This window comes from Methylophaga thiooxydans DMS010 (assembly GCF_000156355.1).
Lineage (GTDB): Bacteria > Pseudomonadota > Gammaproteobacteria > Nitrosococcales > Methylophagaceae > Methylophaga > Methylophaga thiooxydans.
The window spans coordinates 228,835-246,770 of record NZ_GG657897.1 but is presented as its reverse complement, the minus strand read 5'-3'; the positions used below and the strand labels follow the sequence as shown (position 1 = coordinate 246,770).

Annotated in this window: 17 protein-coding genes and 1 tRNA gene; 4 read left to right on the top strand and 14 right to left on the bottom strand. The window is 47.1% G+C overall.

Going from position 1 to position 17,936, the window contains the following annotated elements:
- Positions 1-85: 85 nt before the first annotated feature.
- The 3 genes from MDMS009_RS08110 to MDMS009_RS08100 all read right to left on the bottom strand — a co-directional run bounded on the left by MDMS009_RS08110 (position 86) and on the right by MDMS009_RS08100 (position 2,866).
- Positions 86-162: transfer RNA gene (locus MDMS009_RS08110), tRNA-Asp, on the bottom strand.
- A gap of 116 nt (positions 163-278) precedes the next feature.
- Positions 279-2,039, bottom strand: a complete 1,761-nt coding sequence (gene ycaO, locus MDMS009_RS08105) for a 30S ribosomal protein S12 methylthiotransferase accessory factor YcaO (RefSeq protein WP_008290932.1) — start codon at positions 2,037-2,039, stop codon at positions 279-281.
- A gap of 74 nt (positions 2,040-2,113) precedes the next feature.
- Positions 2,114-2,866 carry a plastocyanin/azurin family copper-binding protein gene (locus MDMS009_RS08100; RefSeq protein ID WP_043888066.1) on the bottom strand — a complete coding sequence of 251 codons (753 nt, stop codon included), beginning with the start codon at positions 2,864-2,866 and terminating at the stop codon, positions 2,114-2,116.
- Between the two features lie 346 nt (positions 2,867-3,212).
- Here MDMS009_RS08100 and MDMS009_RS08095 point away from each other — a divergent pair, with 346 nt between their 5' ends.
- A complete protein-coding gene (locus MDMS009_RS08095; protein WP_008291137.1) occupies positions 3,213-4,541 on the top strand; it encodes a DEAD/DEAH box helicase in 1,329 nt (442 codons plus the stop codon).
- Here MDMS009_RS08095 and MDMS009_RS08090 read toward each other — a convergent pair.
- The 4 genes from MDMS009_RS08090 to MDMS009_RS08075 form a co-directional block, all read right to left on the bottom strand.
- The gene (locus tag MDMS009_RS08090) at positions 4,535-5,200 is read right to left on the bottom strand and encodes a peroxiredoxin (RefSeq protein WP_008291087.1); all 666 of its coding nucleotides are present in this window, start codon (positions 5,198-5,200) and stop codon (positions 4,535-4,537) included. The genes MDMS009_RS08095 and MDMS009_RS08090 overlap by 7 nt on opposite strands.
- A 115-nt stretch (positions 5,201-5,315) precedes the next feature.
- Complete coding sequence (locus tag MDMS009_RS08085; RefSeq protein WP_008291156.1) at positions 5,316-5,666, bottom strand: hypothetical protein; 351 nt, start codon at positions 5,664-5,666, stop codon at positions 5,316-5,318.
- Positions 5,667-5,767: 101 nt separating this feature from the next.
- Positions 5,768-7,030, bottom strand: coding sequence for an MgtC/SapB family protein (locus tag MDMS009_RS08080; RefSeq protein ID WP_008290877.1), 1,263 nt, complete (start codon positions 7,028-7,030; stop codon positions 5,768-5,770).
- A complete protein-coding gene (locus MDMS009_RS08075; protein WP_043888065.1) occupies positions 7,014-7,964 on the bottom strand; it encodes a bile acid:sodium symporter family protein in 951 nt (316 codons plus the stop codon). Before MDMS009_RS08075 ends, MDMS009_RS08080 begins: the two co-directional genes overlap by 17 nt.
- A gap of 135 nt (positions 7,965-8,099) precedes the next feature.
- On the opposite strand from MDMS009_RS08075, the gene MDMS009_RS08070 reads away from it, so the two are divergent.
- Both MDMS009_RS08070 and MDMS009_RS08065 read left to right on the top strand, forming a co-directional pair.
- The gene (locus MDMS009_RS08070) at positions 8,100-9,158 is read left to right on the top strand and encodes an efflux RND transporter periplasmic adaptor subunit (RefSeq protein ID WP_154646999.1); all 1,059 of its coding nucleotides are present in this window, start codon (positions 8,100-8,102) and stop codon (positions 9,156-9,158) included.
- A gap of 11 nt (positions 9,159-9,169) precedes the next feature.
- Complete coding sequence (locus tag MDMS009_RS08065) at positions 9,170-12,313, top strand: efflux RND transporter permease subunit (protein WP_008291020.1); 3,144 nt, start codon at positions 9,170-9,172, stop codon at positions 12,311-12,313.
- On the opposite strand, the gene MDMS009_RS08060 is transcribed toward MDMS009_RS08065, so the two are convergent.
- Positions 12,310-12,735 carry an MgtC/SapB family protein gene (locus MDMS009_RS08060; protein WP_008291075.1) on the bottom strand — a complete coding sequence of 142 codons (426 nt, stop codon included), beginning with the start codon at positions 12,733-12,735 and terminating at the stop codon, positions 12,310-12,312. The genes MDMS009_RS08065 and MDMS009_RS08060 overlap by 4 nt on opposite strands.
- A 98-nt stretch (positions 12,736-12,833) precedes the next feature.
- On the opposite strand from MDMS009_RS08060, the gene MDMS009_RS08055 reads away from it, so the two are divergent.
- Complete coding sequence (locus tag MDMS009_RS08055; protein ID WP_154647007.1) at positions 12,834-13,088, top strand: TIGR03643 family protein; 255 nt, start codon at positions 12,834-12,836, stop codon at positions 13,086-13,088.
- 28 nt (positions 13,089-13,116) lie between these two features.
- Here MDMS009_RS08055 and MDMS009_RS08050 read toward each other — a convergent pair whose 3' ends face one another.
- The 6 genes from MDMS009_RS08050 to MDMS009_RS15830 all read right to left on the bottom strand — a co-directional run bounded on the left by MDMS009_RS08050 (position 13,117) and on the right by MDMS009_RS15830 (position 17,930).
- Complete coding sequence (locus tag MDMS009_RS08050) at positions 13,117-13,512, bottom strand: MAPEG family protein (RefSeq protein ID WP_008291002.1); 396 nt, start codon at positions 13,510-13,512, stop codon at positions 13,117-13,119.
- Between the two features lie 15 nt (positions 13,513-13,527).
- On the bottom strand, positions 13,528-14,532 hold the full coding sequence (locus MDMS009_RS08045; protein ID WP_008291130.1) for an alpha/beta fold hydrolase: 1,005 nt from the start codon (positions 14,530-14,532) through the stop codon (positions 13,528-13,530).
- Positions 14,529-15,257: a dienelactone hydrolase family protein gene (locus tag MDMS009_RS08040; RefSeq protein ID WP_008290920.1), complete on the bottom strand. Its 729-nt coding sequence runs from the start codon at positions 15,255-15,257 to the stop codon at positions 14,529-14,531. The genes MDMS009_RS08045 and MDMS009_RS08040 overlap by 4 nt, the downstream gene beginning before the upstream one ends.
- A 68-nt stretch (positions 15,258-15,325) precedes the next feature.
- The gene (locus MDMS009_RS08035) at positions 15,326-16,474 is read right to left on the bottom strand and encodes a LuxR family transcriptional regulator (protein ID WP_008291000.1); all 1,149 of its coding nucleotides are present in this window, start codon (positions 16,472-16,474) and stop codon (positions 15,326-15,328) included.
- A gap of 146 nt (positions 16,475-16,620) precedes the next feature.
- Complete coding sequence (locus tag MDMS009_RS08030; RefSeq protein ID WP_008291112.1) at positions 16,621-17,088, bottom strand: DM13 domain-containing protein; 468 nt, start codon at positions 17,086-17,088, stop codon at positions 16,621-16,623.
- 353 nt (positions 17,089-17,441) lie between these two features.
- The gene (locus MDMS009_RS15830; RefSeq protein WP_008290906.1) at positions 17,442-17,930 is read right to left on the bottom strand and encodes a DUF4124 domain-containing protein; all 489 of its coding nucleotides are present in this window, start codon (positions 17,928-17,930) and stop codon (positions 17,442-17,444) included.
- Positions 17,931-17,936 lie beyond the last annotated feature (6 nt).

Sequence of the window (17,936 nt, the reverse complement as noted above, 5' to 3'; positions counted from 1 at the left end):
TAGCAAGAGTCTAAATAGCAAATTATAGCGGCTAATAGAAACAACAAACAGGCGTGAATTTAAGGGATAGCTGAAGCAGAAAAAGTGGCGGAGCGGACGGGACTCGAACCCGCGACCTCCGGCGTGACAGGCCAGCATTCTAACCAACTGAACTACCGCTCCGCAGTTTTTTCTGAACCGTGCTGCAAAGCAACGATTTCGAGAAGAAGCGTGAAAATATACAGCAATTTTTGCAAAGGTGTTAGTGTTAATTTTAAAAAGCGTTTTAAGTCTTTGATTTAGCTTTTCAGCTGCGCACCTTTCCAGTAGTGTTGCTTTGCTCGTTGCAACTTTTCATAGCCTGCCAATAAGGCATTATGGCGTTCAAACCCTTCTAAACTCAGCCCCGGCGTATGTAAACCGAAAAACACGGTGTTGGCTTCGACGATATCGATACCCACATTGACGTTCTGCTCACCATACATCAGCGATAAGCCTTGTTGATAATCAGCATAGTCTCGCGCGTCATCCCATTTGATATCTAACAACGCTTTCAGGCAACGATAAAAACGTAACTGCGCTTCATCACCCTGTCCTAACGACAAACACCAGTCGATCCACTCCAACGCTTGATCATCCTGCAAAGCCAGACACAGCATCAGTTTGATTTCGCCTAGCCTGACGCTTGCCCATAAGGTACCGGGATCCGGTGCTAATCCAATAAATTGGGCCACTGGCGTATGATCGTTATAGCCGCCGTCTTCCAAATCAATCAACAACTCACGCCACTGGTCTTGATTACCCTGCTTAAGTGATAACAAGGCCTCGCGGAATAACGCGCCTTCGTTATTGTTTTCCCATAGCAACTCATCCACTGGATAAATATCAGACATGCCCGGCACCAGAATACGGCAGGCATACACGTCCAAATGCTCATAGTCGGCAATGTAAATATCAAAGCCGAGCTTATGAATCAGATCGGTCAGGTAACCGTATTCATCAAAGGTGGGTGCATCATGATCCCAATCGAAAAACGCATAGTCAGGGGTCGGCTTAAAAAAGTCATAGGAAATATAGCCACTGGAGTCGATAAAATGCATTTCCAGATTTTGGGGTGAGGCCACTTCATCCATATCAAAAGTCGGAGGATGGAATACATCCAACTGGTCCAGATTACGACCTTGCAGCAACTCTGTTACGGTTCGCTCTAATGCCACCTCAAAGCTCGGATGGGCACCAAACGAGGCAAACACTGATCCGTCTTTCGGGTTGATCAATGTCACATTCATCACTGGAAACTGACCGCCTAATGAGGCGTCAGCGACTTTCAAGTGATAGCCGTGCTGCTCCAGTTCGGCGATAGCCGCTTTGATCTTGGGAAAGCGATCAATCACATGTTGCGGCACATCGGGCAGACAAAGTCCTTCTGCAATAATGCGGTTTTTGACATAACGCTCAAAGACTTCAGACAAACCCTGCACCCGCGCTTCGTTCAAGGTGTTACCGGCAGACATACCATTACTGACGTAAATATTGCCAATCACATTGACCGGAAAATAAAGCGTTTTATGATCACGTTGACGAATATAAGGCACGGCACAAATTCCACGTTCACCGGCACCTGAGTTAGTATCAAACAACTTCTCCGGGGTCAGCTCACGCTCTGGATCAAAGTGGTCCCATAAACCTTCATCCATCAAACCTGCCGGGATTTCACCTTGCTCAGAGACAAACCAACGCTCATCAGGGTAATGCACAAAATCCGACTGGCTATGGTTTTCACCAAGATAAAAATCAGCAAAAAAATAATTACAGCTCAAACGCTCAAAGTACTCACCCAAGGCGCTGGCTAGGCAGGCTTTGGCACTACTGCCTTTACCATTGGTAAACATTAACGGGCAGGTTTTATCCCTGATATGCACCGAGTAGACATGGCTGACGGGGTTGAGCCAAGACGCTTCTTCAACATCAAAGCCAAACGCTTTTAGTTTTTCTTGCATGGTCGCGATACTGGTTTCTAAATCGCGATCTTTCCCTTTGATAAATGTTTGCTCTGTCATTATTGCTTGTCCCAAAAAAAATAACCCCCTGCCCGAATAGCGGACAGAGGGTTTTATAGCCGTTATTAAACCGTTTACATTGCTTCAGCGGCGGCAATGGCTTTTCTAACCAATCGACCAGCAGCCCCTTTAGCATCAGCCGCTTGAATTGCTTCCAAGTTAACTGGCTTACCAACTATGATGGCACCGCCCATACCGGCACCGAAGTGAGGGGTACACTTATACACATAAATACCTTCTTGAGTGAAGGTGCGCTCGTAATTCTCACCCAGTTTTGAGTGCCACATTTCAGCACCCTCAGGAATCAAACCTTCCATTGACTGAGTGTCGTGTGTCGGCATATTTTCCCACGCTACGGTGTCATTCGGCTGAATGTTAACCACTAAGGGATCATATTTTAACCCCACAGCTTTCACGATATGAATTTCACCGCCACTCGCAGCTGGTGCAGGCTCTTCAGCCAATACTTCCTCAGCCTGCTCGGGTGTGGCAGGAACATTTTCCATCGAGTCGAATCGTTTGCCTGTTTCTGCAACTTCATCCACGACAGTTTCTGGCACGGCTTCATTCGCATCTTCCATATGCTCTGTAGCCGTTTCATTTAAACCGCCCACCTCATTTTGTGCCAAAGGTTCAGTTGTTTCATCTTTGACAGAAGCAGGTGCTACAGCACTTTTATCATCAATGGTTGCTTCTGCTTGCGGTGATGGTACATTTTGATAACGTTCCTCACTGTCATCTTTAAATACCGTAGAGACCGCAGCGACAACAAAGATGGCGAGTGCCGCTAGGATGACTGTGACAATGACCGCTTTTTTCTGATACATACTTCCTCCTAATACATTACAACTGTCTAAACTCATCATAACATCTCTCTATGACAAGCTAATGTCGTTACTTCACATCAATATAATGATAAATCTGCGATAATACTGCTACTTTATTCCAACAAGCCTGCTAATGAGACGATTGCAGGCCAACAACGTTCAGCCTTAAGCCAATAACGTAAAACATACACACGCAGACCAACCTTAAGCGAAATATGTACTCCACAGTTTAAAAATGGTGTGATGGTTTAACGCATTGTTACAACACTAGCAACCAAACCTAGTTACTAGTTTTTGATACAAATCATGGCTTTTTGGCACATGATCACCTAATTTAGAGCATGATATGACATTTTCTTCTCTCGGCCTTGCCGATCCTATTCTTCAAGCCATCAGCGAACAGGGTTATGACACCCCATCACCGATTCAGGCCAAAGCTATTCCTCCTATCATGCAAGGTCATGATGTTATGGCAGCAGCTCAGACCGGTACAGGAAAAACCGCCGGTTTTACCTTGCCGCTATTACATCGGCTTGCAAGTGGTAAACCCGCATCAGCTAATCAAGTCCGCGCTCTGGTATTAACCCCAACGCGTGAACTGGCAGCACAAGTCGCTGATAGCGTTCAAACCTATGGCAAATTTCTACCATTACGCTCAACCGTCGTGTTTGGCGGTGTCAAAATCAATCCTCAAATGATGCGTTTACGCCGAGGAGCGGATATTCTGGTCGCCACACCCGGTCGTTTACTCGATTTGTATCAGCAAAATGCCGTCCGTTTCGACCATCTGGAAGTGCTGATTCTAGATGAAGCGGATCGCATGCTAGATATGGGCTTTATCCACGACATCCGTAAGATCATTTCTTTTTTACCCAAAAAGCGTCAAAATCTGATGTTTTCGGCGACGTTCTCAACAGATATACGTTCTCTGGCAAAAACATTGGTTAACAACCCTATCGAAATATCGGTGTCACCTGCTAACAGTACAGCAACAACGGTAAAGCAGTGGATTGCGCCGGTGGATAAAAAGAAAAAGCCGGAACTGTTAAGTCAATTGATCAACACCCATCAGTGGACACAAGTACTGGTGTTTTCTCGTACCAAACATGGTGCCAACAAGCTGACTCGTCATCTTGAGTCTGTTGGTCTCAGCGCTGCTGCCATTCATGGCAATAAAAGTCAGGGTGCACGCACCAAAGCCTTGGCAGACTTCAAAGCCGGCGACAAACAAATTTTGGTTGCCACCGACATTGCCGCTCGTGGCTTGGATATCGATCAACTCCCTCATGTGGTGAACTTTGATCTGCCCAACGTGGCTGAAGATTATGTGCACCGCATCGGCAGAACAGGTCGTGCCGGCGCCACCGGCGAGGCAATCTCCTTGGTCAGTGCCGATGAGGTTGAACACCTGTGGAATATAGAAAGACTGATTGGCAAAAATCTGCCTCGTGAAGTTGTTGAAGGCTTTGAACCCCAGCATGACGTGCCAGCATCCAAGCTGCATCAGCCTAAACACAAACCACGCAAGCCAAAAAAACCATCACATGGACACAATGATGGTCAACGCAGTGAAACCGCGCACGCGCAAAAGAGTCACCGCAAACAGCCCGCTAATGCTGCCAAACCCGGCCGTTCAACTCGTCGCCGTCGCAATCAGCCACGTAAAACTCAATGATGCGTTGGCTGTGGCGTTGTGCGTAAGTAGGGCTTCAGCGTTTTAAAACCGGCGGGGAATAACTCGCGTGCCTCATCATCACTAACTGACGGCACAATGATGACATCCTCGCCGACTTGCCAATTCACTGGCGTAGCAACTTTGTACTCAGCGGTCAGCTGAATAGAGTCCAACACTCGCAGAATTTCATCAAAATTGCGCCCCGTTGTCATCGGATATACCAGCAACATCTTGATCGTTTTATCTGGTGCAATAATAAATACTGAACGTACCGTTGCATTATTCGCCGCCGTTCGCCCTTGTGAGCCACCCGACTCATCAGCAGGCAACATATTGTATTGTTTGGCTATCGCCAGATTACCATCGGCAATAATCGGATAGGTGACTTTATGCCCCTGAATGTCTTCAATGTCTTGTTGCCACAGCTTGTGATCTTCAACCGGATCCACGCTGAGACCAATAACTTTACAGTGACGCTTTGCAAAGTCGTCACTCAAACCGGCCATATAGCCAAGCTCGGTGGTACAAACCGGCGTGAAATCTTTGGGGTGGGAAAATAGCATGCCCCAGCTATCGCCAAGCCATTGGTGGAACTGAATCTTGCCTTGTGTGGTGGCAGCCGTGAAATCAGGCGCAATATCGTTAATTCTCAGTGACATAATTGCCTCCTTTGATTAACTTGCATCGCTGAAAAACATCCGCTTTTCATCGATTAATAATAGCGCCAAAAATGCAAAAATAGCGAGCAATATCGGTATTTTTCTGCGTTGATAGCTAGTCTTTATTCACTTCCCGCTTGTCGATATACATCAGAATAATTTGCCGATCAGTGTAAATATCGTTTCCGCTATGTTGACGTATTCCATCATAAAACGCTTTGAACTTTGGATCGCGCTGTTTCATGCCTTCCAGCTCCTGATTCAACACCTGAGCCTGAAAGGCGGTGGGCGCGGTATCAAAATGCCGTGAGGCACAATACACAGCGATGGTCTGTCCGGCTTTATCTGCTTTCACTTCATTGCTGTCATCAAACAAGCATTGGTGATAGTTTGCCTGTCCGGCAGCAACAGCAACGCCTGTAAACAACATCAACACCAAGATCACGGGTAGCAGTCTGATTGCCATAAAATGGTCTCCTCATTTGCTGAGGCTAAGACCGAAACCTGTAATGATGGTTCCTGCTGACATAAGGCTTGAACTTCATCGAACGCACACTGTTAACGCGCTTACCAGTACCCAATCCATGTCACGATAACGCCAACAACCCCGGCAAGTACAAGGGGCACGCCCGCCTTGATTCCTAAGACTTTGCCCCCGATAAACCAGCACATCATGGCTTTAACAATACTATTGGTACAGGCCGCAATGACACAGCCCATAATGAATAATCGAACAGCAAGCTCCCCCTCCACCATGCCGACCAAAGACAACACCATGGCATCCACATCAGCAATACCTGACAACGCGGCCAAGGTCATCAGCCCGCCATCACCATAGGCCTCGCGTAGCATCACGCTGAGCAACATAACTGCCATCAAAATGGCACCAAAGGTCAGAGCCGTTTTCAGTTCCAGTGGATTCTGTATGCTAGTCGCTGTATCCAGAGCTTGCCCTGTCGCACTGCGCTGATAGATCAACAGTGGTAGATAAGTCAGTACTGCCATTAAAACGACGACCGGCCAAAACCGCGTCAGCATTGCAGGAGCCAATAAGCCAACCACGAGAAGCATGCGAAGATACATCGTGCCACAAGCAATCAATATTCCACTTGCCGCTACAGCCAAGACACCTGGACTCTTTTTACCCAACCGAGACAAGTGCAGCGTTACCGCCGTGGATGAAGCCAAACCACCAAACAGCCCCGTAAACAAAATACCGCGACGTGTACCTCCAAGCTTGATGGCTACATAACCCGCAAAGGAAATCGCCGCTATGACCACCACCATTAGCCAGATCCGAAAAGGATTGAGCGCCTGCCAAGGGCCAAAGCCTTGGTCGGGCAACACAGGCAGCATCACCACTGAGATCAAAAGCAACTTAATACCCGCCCGCAACTCCTCTGCCTGTAAGCGGCTGATCAAACCATGTAGTTGTGGCTTATTACTAAGCAACAGCACTGTTACTACTGCGGTAGCGGCAGCTACCAGCTCCTCACCATTGGTCGCCAACGCTCCCAAAATAAAGGCCAGTAACAACGCCACAAGGCTGGTGATACCCCACTCGCCATTTTGTTTTTGCTTGGCAAGAAAAATCATTCCCACCACAACCGACACAGCGACAAACCCTAAACCTAATAACAGCTCACCATACTGCTGCGCCAGTAGACCAAAGCTGCCCCCCAGCAAACCGATCAAACCGTATGTACGCACACCAGCTATTCGTTGGCCTTCTTGACTGGCTCGCTCCTGCCAGCCACGCTCGACCCCAATCATCAAACCAATTGCCAGTGCTATCAATAGGTAATAAAGCGTTTCAATCTCTGCTGTCATGGCCGTGACTCCTATCGCGCCATTGCCAAAAAGTGGCAAACATCGATCCACTTATATTGTGCCAGATACTGAATATCGCACCGGGCAAAGCCGCTAATGGCGTAAAAAAGTTCAGCGCCAATGCCACCGCCAGACCTGAATTTTGCATGCCGACCTCTATCGCCACGGTTCGCGCGATCACGCTGGAATAACCGACTAAGCGCGCCACCCAATAGCCCAACGCTAAGCCTGAAACATTGTGCAATGCCACCGCCAGCACTATAAGCCAAGATAGCTCAGCCATTCGGCTATGATTAAGCGCAACCACAATAGCGATGATAAATACGATCGCCAATACTGCAATCATTGGGCATATCGTCAATATTGGTCTGATAAAACGAGATAAAACCCGGTTAAAAAGCACCCCTGCCGCGACGGGAAGAATCACCAACAGCAAAATACTTTTAAACATTGCCCATATGGGAACATCGATCACGGTATCGATATAAAGCCAGCTTAACCATGGCGTCATAAACACGGCCAACAAGGTCGATACCGCTGTCATTGTGATCGATAACGCCACATTGCCACCAGCAAGATACGTCATAACATTAGAGGCTGTACCGCCAGAACAGGCACCTACTAAAATAAGTCCCACAGCAATCATCGGTTCAAGTTTTAATAGTGTTGCAATTAGCCATGCAAGCAATGGCATCAGACCAAACTGCAACACCACACCGATAACAACGACAAGAGGCTGAGTCATCACCCGCTTGAAGTCAGCGACCTTTAGTGTCAACCCCATAGCAAACATGATTAATGCCAACAAAGGCATAATCGCAGGCTTCGCAGACACAAACCATTGCGGTTGCCACCAGGCCAGGCAGCTAAAGAGTATGACCCAGAGCGGAAACAGTCGAGTGATAAGATTAGATATGTAAAATAATGTAAACATCGTATGTAAGTATTGCCAATCGGGTACTGTAAGTCATTAAAATTGTCGGCTTGTCAGTCATTTTCCACGGACATGACTGAGGAACTATTAGCCCGATCTCGACCCAAAGTTAGAAAAAAAGGAATTCAATATCACATGGCACATCTATCACGACCTTGGGCGTTTATAGTCATGAGTTTGTTTTCATTGGCGGTCTATGCCGATGACCTTACCCCCGTCTCCACTACGTTACCGAAGCAATCATCCATTGCACAAACGCTCAGTTTGTCTGGCTCATTAACTGCCGAGAAACGGGCACTTCTCTCTCCGCGGGTAGATGGCTTGGTCGCTGAGGTGTTGGTTGATGCAGGCAGTGAGGTAGAAAAAGGTCAAGTGTTGCTCAAGCTGGACCCGGCCATATCTCGGCAGCAGTATGCACAATCTCAAGCGGCTACAGCTGAGGCCAAGGCAGCCCGAGATGAAGCAGCACGACTGGTCAAAGAAGCCGAAAGACTACGGAAACAAAATTATATTTCGGAAAGTGAAATGGCCAACCGGCAGTCAAATTTAGCGCTATCAGAAGCCACATTGGTTGCTATGCAGGCGGCCCAACGATCCAGCCTCGAACAACTGCGCAGACATGAACTACCGGCGCCTTTTTCTGGTGTGATTAGCGCTAAGATGACAGAAGCCGGTGAATGGATAAACCGTGGCACAGCAGTATTAGAGCTGGTTGCCACTGATTTAGTCAGACTCGATGTGAAAGTTCCGCAAGAGCGTTTTTCTGATATTGATAAAAACAGTCCTGTGGAGGTCCTTCCCGATGTCTATCCGGGTCAACGTCTGCCAGCAAAAATCAGCGCCATAGTACCGGTTAGTGATCCTCAAGCCAGAGCGTTTTTAGTACGCGTGGTGGTTGATGCTACCGATATCAGTCTGCTGCCCGGCACCTCTGCAACTGCCGTCATTGGCCTCAGTGGCAAAACAGGTCAAAAGCTGATTGTGCCTCGTGATGCGCTGCTGCTGCATCCAGATGGCGGCTACAGCCTGTTTATTGTTGACAACGGCGTTGCTAAACGTCGCCAAGTAAGCATCGGTCAGCAAAGTCAGGATGGTGTCAGCATTACTTCTGGCCTGCAATTAAATGAACACGTCGTGATCCGTGGCAATGAAGTGCTACGTGAGGATCAGGCTGTCACTATCGTTAACGAATAGGCTTTTATCACATGCTGGAAGCACCCATTAAAAACGGAAAACTCCTGACAGTTATCGTACTTATCATCGTGGTGCTTGGCATTGCTGCTGCCCAACGCATCCCGGTGCAAATGATTCCTGATCTCGACGTTCGTACCATCAGCGTTGTCACTGGTTGGCCCGGCGCCACACCGCAGGATGTCGAAAAAGAAATCCTCATTGAACAAGAGCGATACCTGCGTAGCGTCCCCAATATGACGCGCATGGAGTCCACCGCTGACACCGGTCAGGCGAATATCGAAATGGAGTTTCCTTTTGGCGTTGATATCAATGAAACGCTGATTGAAGTCACCAACGCATTGAGCCAGGTATCCAGCTACCCCGAGAACGTTGATCAACCCACCATTCGTAGCAGTTCTTTCTCCGAAAATGCGTTTATGTATTTTGCTGTTGCCACCCAGCAGGGTAACCCTCTCAACCTCGATATGGATATGGTGACCGACTTCATTGATGATGACGTTCGCCCCAGAATGGAGCGCGTGCGAGGAGTCTCTGAGGTACAACTTCGCGGTGGCGCTGAGCGGCAGGTACAAATCACCATTGATCCGGCCAAGTTGGCTCAACGTGGTCTGAGCTTAACCGACGTACGTGATGCCATTCGCGAACGAAACCGTGATACATCAGCGGGCGATCTGGATGATGGCAAGCGCCGCTACTTTATTCGAACCACCGGCCGTTTTAAAGATATAGAAAGCCTCAATGAACTTACCTTGGCGCATCGTAACAACACGGATATCAAGCTCAAAGATGTTGCAGAGGTAAAACTGGATCACTATGAAGTTCGTCATTTAGCTATTGTGAATGACGAGGCAGCGCTGATGATGGCGGTTAAACGTGAGTCTGGCTCCAATGTCATCAATATCAAACGCGACATGCTCAAAGTGGTGGAAGAAATCCGTCAGGAGCAACTTGAACCCAACGGCATGACCATAAAATTAATTGGTGATGATGTACGTTATGTTCAAGCATCGGTGGAAAAAGTCGCGTCAAACCTAGCGCTGGGCGCCATTCTGGCAACGCTGGTTTTGTTTCTTTTTTTACGTTCTGGCCGCGCCACATTAATCGGCTTGATGGGCATGCCCATTTGTACTATCGCTGCGTTTATCGGCCTGCTTGTATTTGATCGAACGATTAACGTCATCTCCTTAGCCGGTATCGCATTTGCCATCGGTATGACCGTCGATAACACCATCGTTGTACTGGAAAGTATCGAGCAGGCTAGACGACGCGGCTTGGACCGCATTCAAGCTGCAATCACAGGTGTTCGCGATGTGTGGAGTGCCGTTCTAGCATCGAGCATGACCACTGTGTTGGTATTCGCGCCGGTATTGTTTGTTCAGGAAGAAGCGGGGCAACTGTATTCAGATATTGCCATCGCCATTTCCACGGCGATTCTTGCTTCTATGTTGTTTGCCCTAGCGGTTGTACCGGCCGCTTGTGCTCGTGTTGGTTTTGGTGATGAGCGTGATCATGGTGATGACTTAGCGCATCCGGGCCCGATACTGAGAACGGTCAGTTGGCTCAATGGTTCTGCCATCAAACGCTTCTTGTGCATTGTGCTTATTTTCAGTGGCACCATGATCGCTGGTTGGTACCTGATGCCACCAGCCGAATACTTGCCAGAAGGTGAAGAACCTAAAGCCTTTAGCGTAATGACGGCACCACCTGGCTACAACTTGTCTGAAATGGAAAAGCTGGGTGATGAAATTCGTGATCATCTGCGACTGGCGCTGAATGCCGACCCCAGCAAATACGACAATGGTGAACATCAGATCCCTTCGTTGAAATATTATTTCCAGCGCATTATGCCGGGCCGTGTTTGGGTGCTGAGTGAGCCAACACGCGATCAGGACATCGAACCGATGATGCAGGCATTAACCGACTTATATAAACAATATCCGGGCATGCGTGGTTTTTCACACCGAGGCTCGATCATTGCCAGCAATCAAGGCGGTACACGTGCCGTCAACCTCGATATATCGGGTGCTGACCAGGGAAGCCTTTACCGCACCGCAGAAAACGCGATGCGGCGTGCTGAAAGTATATTTGGCGATCCACAGATTGAATCAGAGCCCTCTGCTTTATCCTTGGATCAGCCACTCATAGAAGTGAGGCCCAACTGGGATCGCCTCGCAGAAATCGATATGACTGCAGATGATTTTGGTTATACCGTTGCCGCACTGAGTGACGGTGCCTATGTCGGTGAGTTTTTCATGGAAGACGACAAAATCGATATGTTTATTTTTAGTACCGCCGGTCAAAATCAGACGTTATCAGACATGTCAGATCTACCGATCATGACTCCACAGGGCACCGTTTTACCTCTGAGCGCCCTGGCTGAAATTCGTGACACTGTGGATAGCGATCAATTGCGTCGTGTCGATGGCCGCCGTACCGTAACCTTATCGGTAATACCGCCTCGCGAAATTGCGTTGGAAACCGCTGTTAATAGAGTACGTACGCAAATGTTGCCTGATATGCAGGCAGCGGGCGAAGTCGATAAAGGCGTGTCGATCAGCATTTCTGGCGCTGCCGATCAGCTTGATGCCACGCGTGAATCGTTATCCAGCAATATGGTGATTGCGGTGATTCTAATCTATCTACTACTGGTAGCAATCTTCAGTCACTGGGGTTATCCGCTACTTATACTGACCACTGTTCCACTGGGCATTGCTGGCGGTATTGTGGGACTGGTGGCAGTGAACAGCTCGGGCGCCTTATTAAATGCGTTTGGTTTGCCAGCTATTATTCAACCCTTTGACATGATCACGATGCTGGGCTTTGTCATTCTATTGGGTACCGTCGTCAACAACCCGATTCTGATCGTTGAACAAACCCGTAAAAACCTGCAAGAGGCTGGCACTTCAGTACGACTGGCTGTTAACCGTGCTGTGGCAACGCGACTGCGGCCCATCCTGATGTCTACCGCAACAACTGTGTTTGGTCTAGCACCGCTGGTATTTATTCCGGGTGCCGGTACCGAGCTTTATCGCGGTGTCGGTATTGTCGTACTCGTCGGGATTCTGTGCTCTATGATCGTCACGCTAGCCTTTTTGCCTAGTTTGTTAATCAGCGTGCTGTCATGGAATGAAAAACGGAAAAAGCAGGACGCTTAAGTGTCCTGTTTTTTCAAATAGCTGCCAAACTGGAAGATCAGAAAACCAATTATCGACAGCACAATTGCAATCTCATAACGACTGTAGGCAACCGAAAGACCTATGGCACCGGTTAGCCAAATACCGGCCGCATTTGCCGTGCCAATCGCGCGACCGGCCTCTTTTACAATCGCGCCACCACCAATAAAGCCCATCCCCGTGATAACGCCATACATCACCCGTGCTTCGGCATCACTGCCCTGATAAACATCCATTGCTACCAACATAAACGAGCAACAGGCAATCGAGACTAAGGGATACGTTCTTAGCCCGGCACCACTGGCAACATATTCACGGTTAAACGCTATCGGTAACGCCAATAAAAAAGCGATACCAATTTGTGACAAATTGAACCAGATTAAGGTGAAGTCTATTTCCGGCATACTGTGCTCCTCTCTATCTTCCACTTTCCGCATTAGTCTGATCACTGCTTATTTTTCTACAGTGATTTCACACGCTCAGGTTTACTTTGATTGCTATGTTGAATCCTTTTTCTATCAGCGAACAATCGCGCATCATTGAAATGGCGTGGGAAGATCGTACACCGTTCGAAGCAATCAGAAACCATTTCGGACTTGCTGAATCCGAAGTGATAAAGCTTATGCGTAGCACGTTACAACCCAGCAGTTTTCGGCTTTGGCGTAAACGCGTCAACGGTAGAAAAACAAAACATCTAAAACGACGTCAAGCCACCGTATCTCGCGCCTATTGTCCCAGCCAATATAAGCATCGTTAAATCGATCAGATCGCTGATCAGGCAATGTCTAAAGAGAAACGATCGACTGAATACCGATATACAAGGTGCTACACCAGCCAATTAGAAAGACCAAGGTTCGGAACGGTGCCATGCCCAATATATAAAATACTGGATGGGCTATGCGACTCAGCAAGAATAGCCACGCAGCATAACTGAGACTTTGCAGACCAATCCCTGACACATAAGCCAGCAGACACATTACGCTGTAAAAAATTAACGCTTCCCACGCATTTTTTTGTGCCGCCAGCACTCTCGCCGCCACACCGGTCAACTGAGCCTGTTGCTGCCTGGGATGATTATTATCAAACTGACCAAACTGCCGGTATCGAAGGTAGCCACCCAATACTGCTAAGGTGATGGGAAATAACGACACAATAAATAAAACTTTAAATATGACAGGCATGATGTCCTCTTCTTTCTAGTGGGGCCACTGCGCTAGCGTTTTCAGCACAGACTGATGAAAGGTCTTCGGTGATTGTATATGAGGTGAATGTCCGAGTTCAGGAAACAGGCTTAATCCTGCCCCCTTGATTCTGATCTGGCTGAGCTTTGCCAGGGCTGAATAGTCACCTAGCTGGGATTTTTTATTCTCCCCGACAAAAGCTTTACCGATCGCCGTATTATCCTGCTCGCCGATGAAAAGCCATGTTGGCACACTCAAATCTTTGAATTCGTGAACCACGGGTTGTGTCAGAATCATGTCGTAAATCAATGCTGACAACCACGCTGATTTCTCACGATCGGCATCGAACTGTCCAGCCAGCATCGCCACCCAAATATCGTAATCTTCACGCCAGTTACCGGCATAGTATGTGTGTTGTTGGTAACGTTTGATACCCTCGGCATTCAGTTTCAATTGGCCGGCATACCAGTCATCAATCGATATATAGGGCACCCCTTTGTGTAACCAATCTTCAAGCCCTATCGGGTTAACCATCATTAATCCGGTCACATGTTCCGGGTATAAAAGCGCATAACGGCTTGCCAGCATGCCACCCATTGAGTGACCCATAATAAAACTGGTTTCGACTCCCAACTTGTCTAGTAACAAACGGGTATTGGTTGCCAACTGATGAAAACTATATTGATAGTCGAGCGGTTTTGATGATTTACAAAAACCAATCTGATCCACTGCGATAACGCGGTAGCCATGCTGAGTTAATGCTTGAATCAGATTAGCCCAGGTCGCCGCACAAAAATTCTTACCATGCAATAACACCACCGTCTGGCCATTCGCTTCCGTGACAGGACTGACATCCATATAGGCCATTTCCAGTTGCTGTTGCTGGCTTTCAAACGTCATTATTTCAAGCGGATAGGGGTAGGCGAAGTTTTCTAAACGAAAGCCTGTTTCAGCGAATACCGGTGATAATAGCGTTATACCTGCGAAGATTAGACCGTGTTGTATCAATTTTTTAATCATTTCAAGGTATGCTCAAGAAAGGACATAAAACGCTGCCACGACTTTCTGTCTGCCTCGGCATGGTAACGCTCACCACCCAATACCGTAAAAGCATGACGGGCACCGCCATAAGCAATCATTTCATAAGTGATATCTTGTGCTTCCAGCTCAACACCTATCTGGGCAAAATCATCCATAATTATGTGATGATCAGCAGCCCCATGAAGAATAAGCACTTCACCCTGAGTTTTTGTGTAGTCCTGACCTTCGGGCGTTTTCAGGCCGCCATGAAAACTGACAAAGCCTTTGTAATCAGCCCCTGAACGAGCCGCCTCTAGCACTGCTGCCCCGCCAAAACAGTAGCCCATCACCACCGCATTATCTTTATCGGCACCAAGCTCGCCCGCTTTTAGAAACGCCGCCTGTATTAACGATCGCATTTTTGCCCGGTTTTTATACAACTCGCCGGTGTGCTGACGTTTGTCGGCATTTTCCATTGGTCGAATACCCGCACCAAACAAGTCCGCAGCAAAGACCGCATAGCCCTGTTGTGCCAACATCTGGGCACGCTGTATTTCGTATTCGGTCAAACCATCCCAGTCATGCAGTAAAACAATTAACGGCGCATTGTCTTTAGCACTGGTGTAAAAGCCTTCATAATTCTGGCCGTTTAACTGATAGCTGACGGTTTCTGCTGTTGCTGAAAACACCCATAACAACAACACTAAACATACTGTCTTTTTCATTATCGGCCTCTTTTTGTAACAGAGTAGTTGAGCTTATGACATGCACTTACTGATAAAAAGTGCCCGTTTTAACGCATTAATGCAGACAAAATGGCACAAATAAGCTGACTTTGCCGGTTAACACCGGTTTTGAGGAATATTTGTTTAAGATAGGATCGTAACGTTGCTTCACTTTTATGCCTGTTCTCTGCAATCTCTTTTAGACTCATGCCCAGCACCAAATCAGCACATAACTGTGATTCGGCCTGAGATAAACCAAAATAAGGGGCTATCAATTCAGCACTTGGTAGCTGACGTTGTTCACTGTCATACACCGTCACCAAGACGCCACTGAATGCCTGCTCCCCACCTTCTATCGGGGTTAATGTCAGCATTAACGTTGACGCATGATCACGTTTAAGCATGATCACATCACTGTCAAAATTATCTAAGCCCATGCTGGCACGAATAATTTGTACCGAAGACTTAAAGAAGGCGTCCTGATGTTGACGCTCATTAAACTGTAAACGTTTATCCTTAACCTGGAGTCGCTCTTCTTGACTGAGAAACTGTTTTGCCTTGGCATTTGCGAACAATATTTCTGCTTGTTCATTTAAGACAAAACTCGGCTTGGGCAAAGCATTAACCAGTGAAGTAAGTGTGTGCGAGGTAGAGAGTGTTTTGTCGAGCTGCTGATTGAGTTGTACTGCTTGCCTGATATAAGGCACCAGTCGGTTTAATGCGTTAATTTCGTGCGGTTGATAGGCGCCCTGCTCCACCGTCCGCTGCATTGCCAGAATAGTTGTATGTGTTTCGCTCGCATCCACCACCAGCCAGGCACTATCAAGCATATTTTGATCCTGTTGCCAGCGATCATAATCAGGCTGGTTTTTCACTTTTTCTATCAACGATAATGCGGTTTGAAAGAAACCGGGGCTAGAATATGTCGCATGGTTCACTACCAGATCATGCTCAATCATATTATTGCTGGTGTACCACTCCATAAACTCCTGAGACAATCCGGCATACCAAATATGCTCCAGCTGTAATGGCGTTTTCCTCACCACCACCAATTCGGCCGCACAGGCATTGATGGCCTGTTTCAGCACATCAAGGAAACCGTGAAAGCCATCCTTCTCGGTTAATGCTGCATAGAGGGCGTGAATAAGTTGTGGCTCTTGCTGAAGCGGTTGGTAAGTTTCTACTATCGCTAAGGCATTACGTTGAGGCTGGATCATGATCGTATTTTATGGTGAAAGAGAGAAAATAGTAGCATGTCCCCGTCTAATCCCCCTCATATAGGGGTAGGTAAGTTGAAGTTGATTGCTCTAGACTATATTCCAAGGATGAAAGACGGAAAAGGATTTCCTTTATTCTCCCCGATTTATTGATACTTCCCAGCCGTAATAAATATACCGAAAGCCTCACACCACACAATTGCCGTGTTATATACGGCTGGATCAATATCGTCATGCAACGTCACAATAAAATTATCAAAGGTTTTTACCTCTCCAGCCTGCTTCATCATTGACTTTTTCGCCAGAAAATCGGCTTTGGTTTCAACAAACTCGGGCGATAAATACAAGCGATAATCCGGCCCCGGTGAAATGGAGCCAGAAAACGAAATCATCGCGTTGCTCACATAAAGCGTTCCATCACCATAATGTAGCGCGTCACTGCCTTTTAAATCAGGTTGGAACTGGCCCGTAAACAAAGCTTGCGAGGCAACACGACCAACCATTTTGTCATCCGGCGCTGGCGGCTGCGTCAAAATAGGCAATAAATAAATCCCTGTAGCAAACCCTATCAGCAACATCACTCCATGCGTGACGAGCAACAGCATTTTTTTCATGGCTTGTCCTCCTAAGGGCTTACCTTACGACTCTACGCTGAAAAAAGAGATATCCCAATAGCTGGTTACCCTCAAATGTAGGTAGGGAAATAAAATACTATTGCCTAAAAAAACCTATTAACCACCGGGCTTAAACAGGGCATGACTCCCAAGCAACTCGACTCTTGTCGTGAATGTAGGCAATGTTTACTACTTGCTGACTTAGCAAAATATATTGATAAAGATCTTTTCTCTGCTCGAACTAAGCTTCTCGTTCAGCATGCCACTAATCAGTGGTACTGGTGGCTGGTAATAAAATATCTTTAGATAAACAAAAGTCCGGTTTAACCGGGCTTTTTTAATTCATATCAACTTTAGGGCTTTTCTTCTGCCAGGACTTGTTGATGAAGCGTTTCGAGCCGCTCTTCGTTAACACGAATCCTCTCTTTTAATGCTTCTGTTTTTTGTTTGGTGTCAGCAATGACCTGATTCATATCACCAAATACCGTAGGATCAGAGGTAGCCATACGGCCATCATCTAATTCGTAGGTTTTTTCTCTTAAGGCCTCAAGATCCGTTTCACTTTGCTTTTGTATACGATTAATTTCAAGCACTAGTTCGTCATTTTCCTGATTCAATGCCTTAATTTCATTTATCCGTGACTCTTCTTCAAATTCCTGCGTAATTTTCTGCTGCGTTTCGATATCAACCGTTGCTGGCGGTGTAGTTTTTATTTCGATACGCTCAGCATTATCTGAGCATGGCTGATCACTAAACGTTGTACTGCCATTAGCAGTACATTTGTATACTTCTGCTTGAAGCGGAAAGATAATCAACAGCATTAGACTGAATAAATAACGCATCTTCAA

What these genes read in the sequence shown, in the direction of transcription:
- ycaO (WP_008290932.1), bottom strand. Translation starts at nt 2,039, where the DNA reads ATGACAGAGCAAACATTTATCAAAGGGAAAGATCGCGATTTAGAAACC.
- MDMS009_RS08100 (WP_043888066.1), bottom strand. Translation starts at nt 2,866, where the DNA reads ATGTATCAGAAAAAAGCGGTCATTGTCACAGTCATCCTAGCGGCACTC.
- MDMS009_RS08095 (WP_008291137.1), top strand. Translation starts at nt 3,213, where the DNA reads ATGACATTTTCTTCTCTCGGCCTTGCCGATCCTATTCTTCAAGCCATC.
- MDMS009_RS08090 (WP_008291087.1), bottom strand. Translation starts at nt 5,200, where the DNA reads ATGTCACTGAGAATTAACGATATTGCGCCTGATTTCACGGCTGCCACC.
- MDMS009_RS08085 (WP_008291156.1), bottom strand. Translation starts at nt 5,666, where the DNA reads ATGGCAATCAGACTGCTACCCGTGATCTTGGTGTTGATGTTGTTTACA.
- MDMS009_RS08080 (WP_008290877.1), bottom strand. Translation starts at nt 7,030, where the DNA reads ATGACAGCAGAGATTGAAACGCTTTATTACCTATTGATAGCACTGGCA.
- MDMS009_RS08075 (WP_043888065.1), bottom strand. Translation starts at nt 7,964, where the DNA reads ATGTTTACATTATTTTACATATCTAATCTTATCACTCGACTGTTTCCG.
- MDMS009_RS08070 (WP_154646999.1), top strand. Translation starts at nt 8,100, where the DNA reads ATGGCACATCTATCACGACCTTGGGCGTTTATAGTCATGAGTTTGTTT.
- MDMS009_RS08065 (WP_008291020.1), top strand. Translation starts at nt 9,170, where the DNA reads ATGCTGGAAGCACCCATTAAAAACGGAAAACTCCTGACAGTTATCGTA.
- MDMS009_RS08060 (WP_008291075.1), bottom strand. Translation starts at nt 12,735, where the DNA reads ATGCCGGAAATAGACTTCACCTTAATCTGGTTCAATTTGTCACAAATT.
- MDMS009_RS08050 (WP_008291002.1), bottom strand. Translation starts at nt 13,512, where the DNA reads ATGCCTGTCATATTTAAAGTTTTATTTATTGTGTCGTTATTTCCCATC.
- MDMS009_RS08045 (WP_008291130.1), bottom strand. Translation starts at nt 14,532, where the DNA reads ATGATTAAAAAATTGATACAACACGGTCTAATCTTCGCAGGTATAACG.
- MDMS009_RS08040 (WP_008290920.1), bottom strand. Translation starts at nt 15,257, where the DNA reads ATGAAAAAGACAGTATGTTTAGTGTTGTTGTTATGGGTGTTTTCAGCA.
- MDMS009_RS08035 (WP_008291000.1), bottom strand. Translation starts at nt 16,474, where the DNA reads ATGATCCAGCCTCAACGTAATGCCTTAGCGATAGTAGAAACTTACCAA.
- MDMS009_RS08030 (WP_008291112.1), bottom strand. Translation starts at nt 17,088, where the DNA reads ATGAAAAAAATGCTGTTGCTCGTCACGCATGGAGTGATGTTGCTGATA.
- MDMS009_RS15830 (WP_008290906.1), bottom strand. Translation starts at nt 17,930, where the DNA reads ATGCGTTATTTATTCAGTCTAATGCTGTTGATTATCTTTCCGCTTCAA.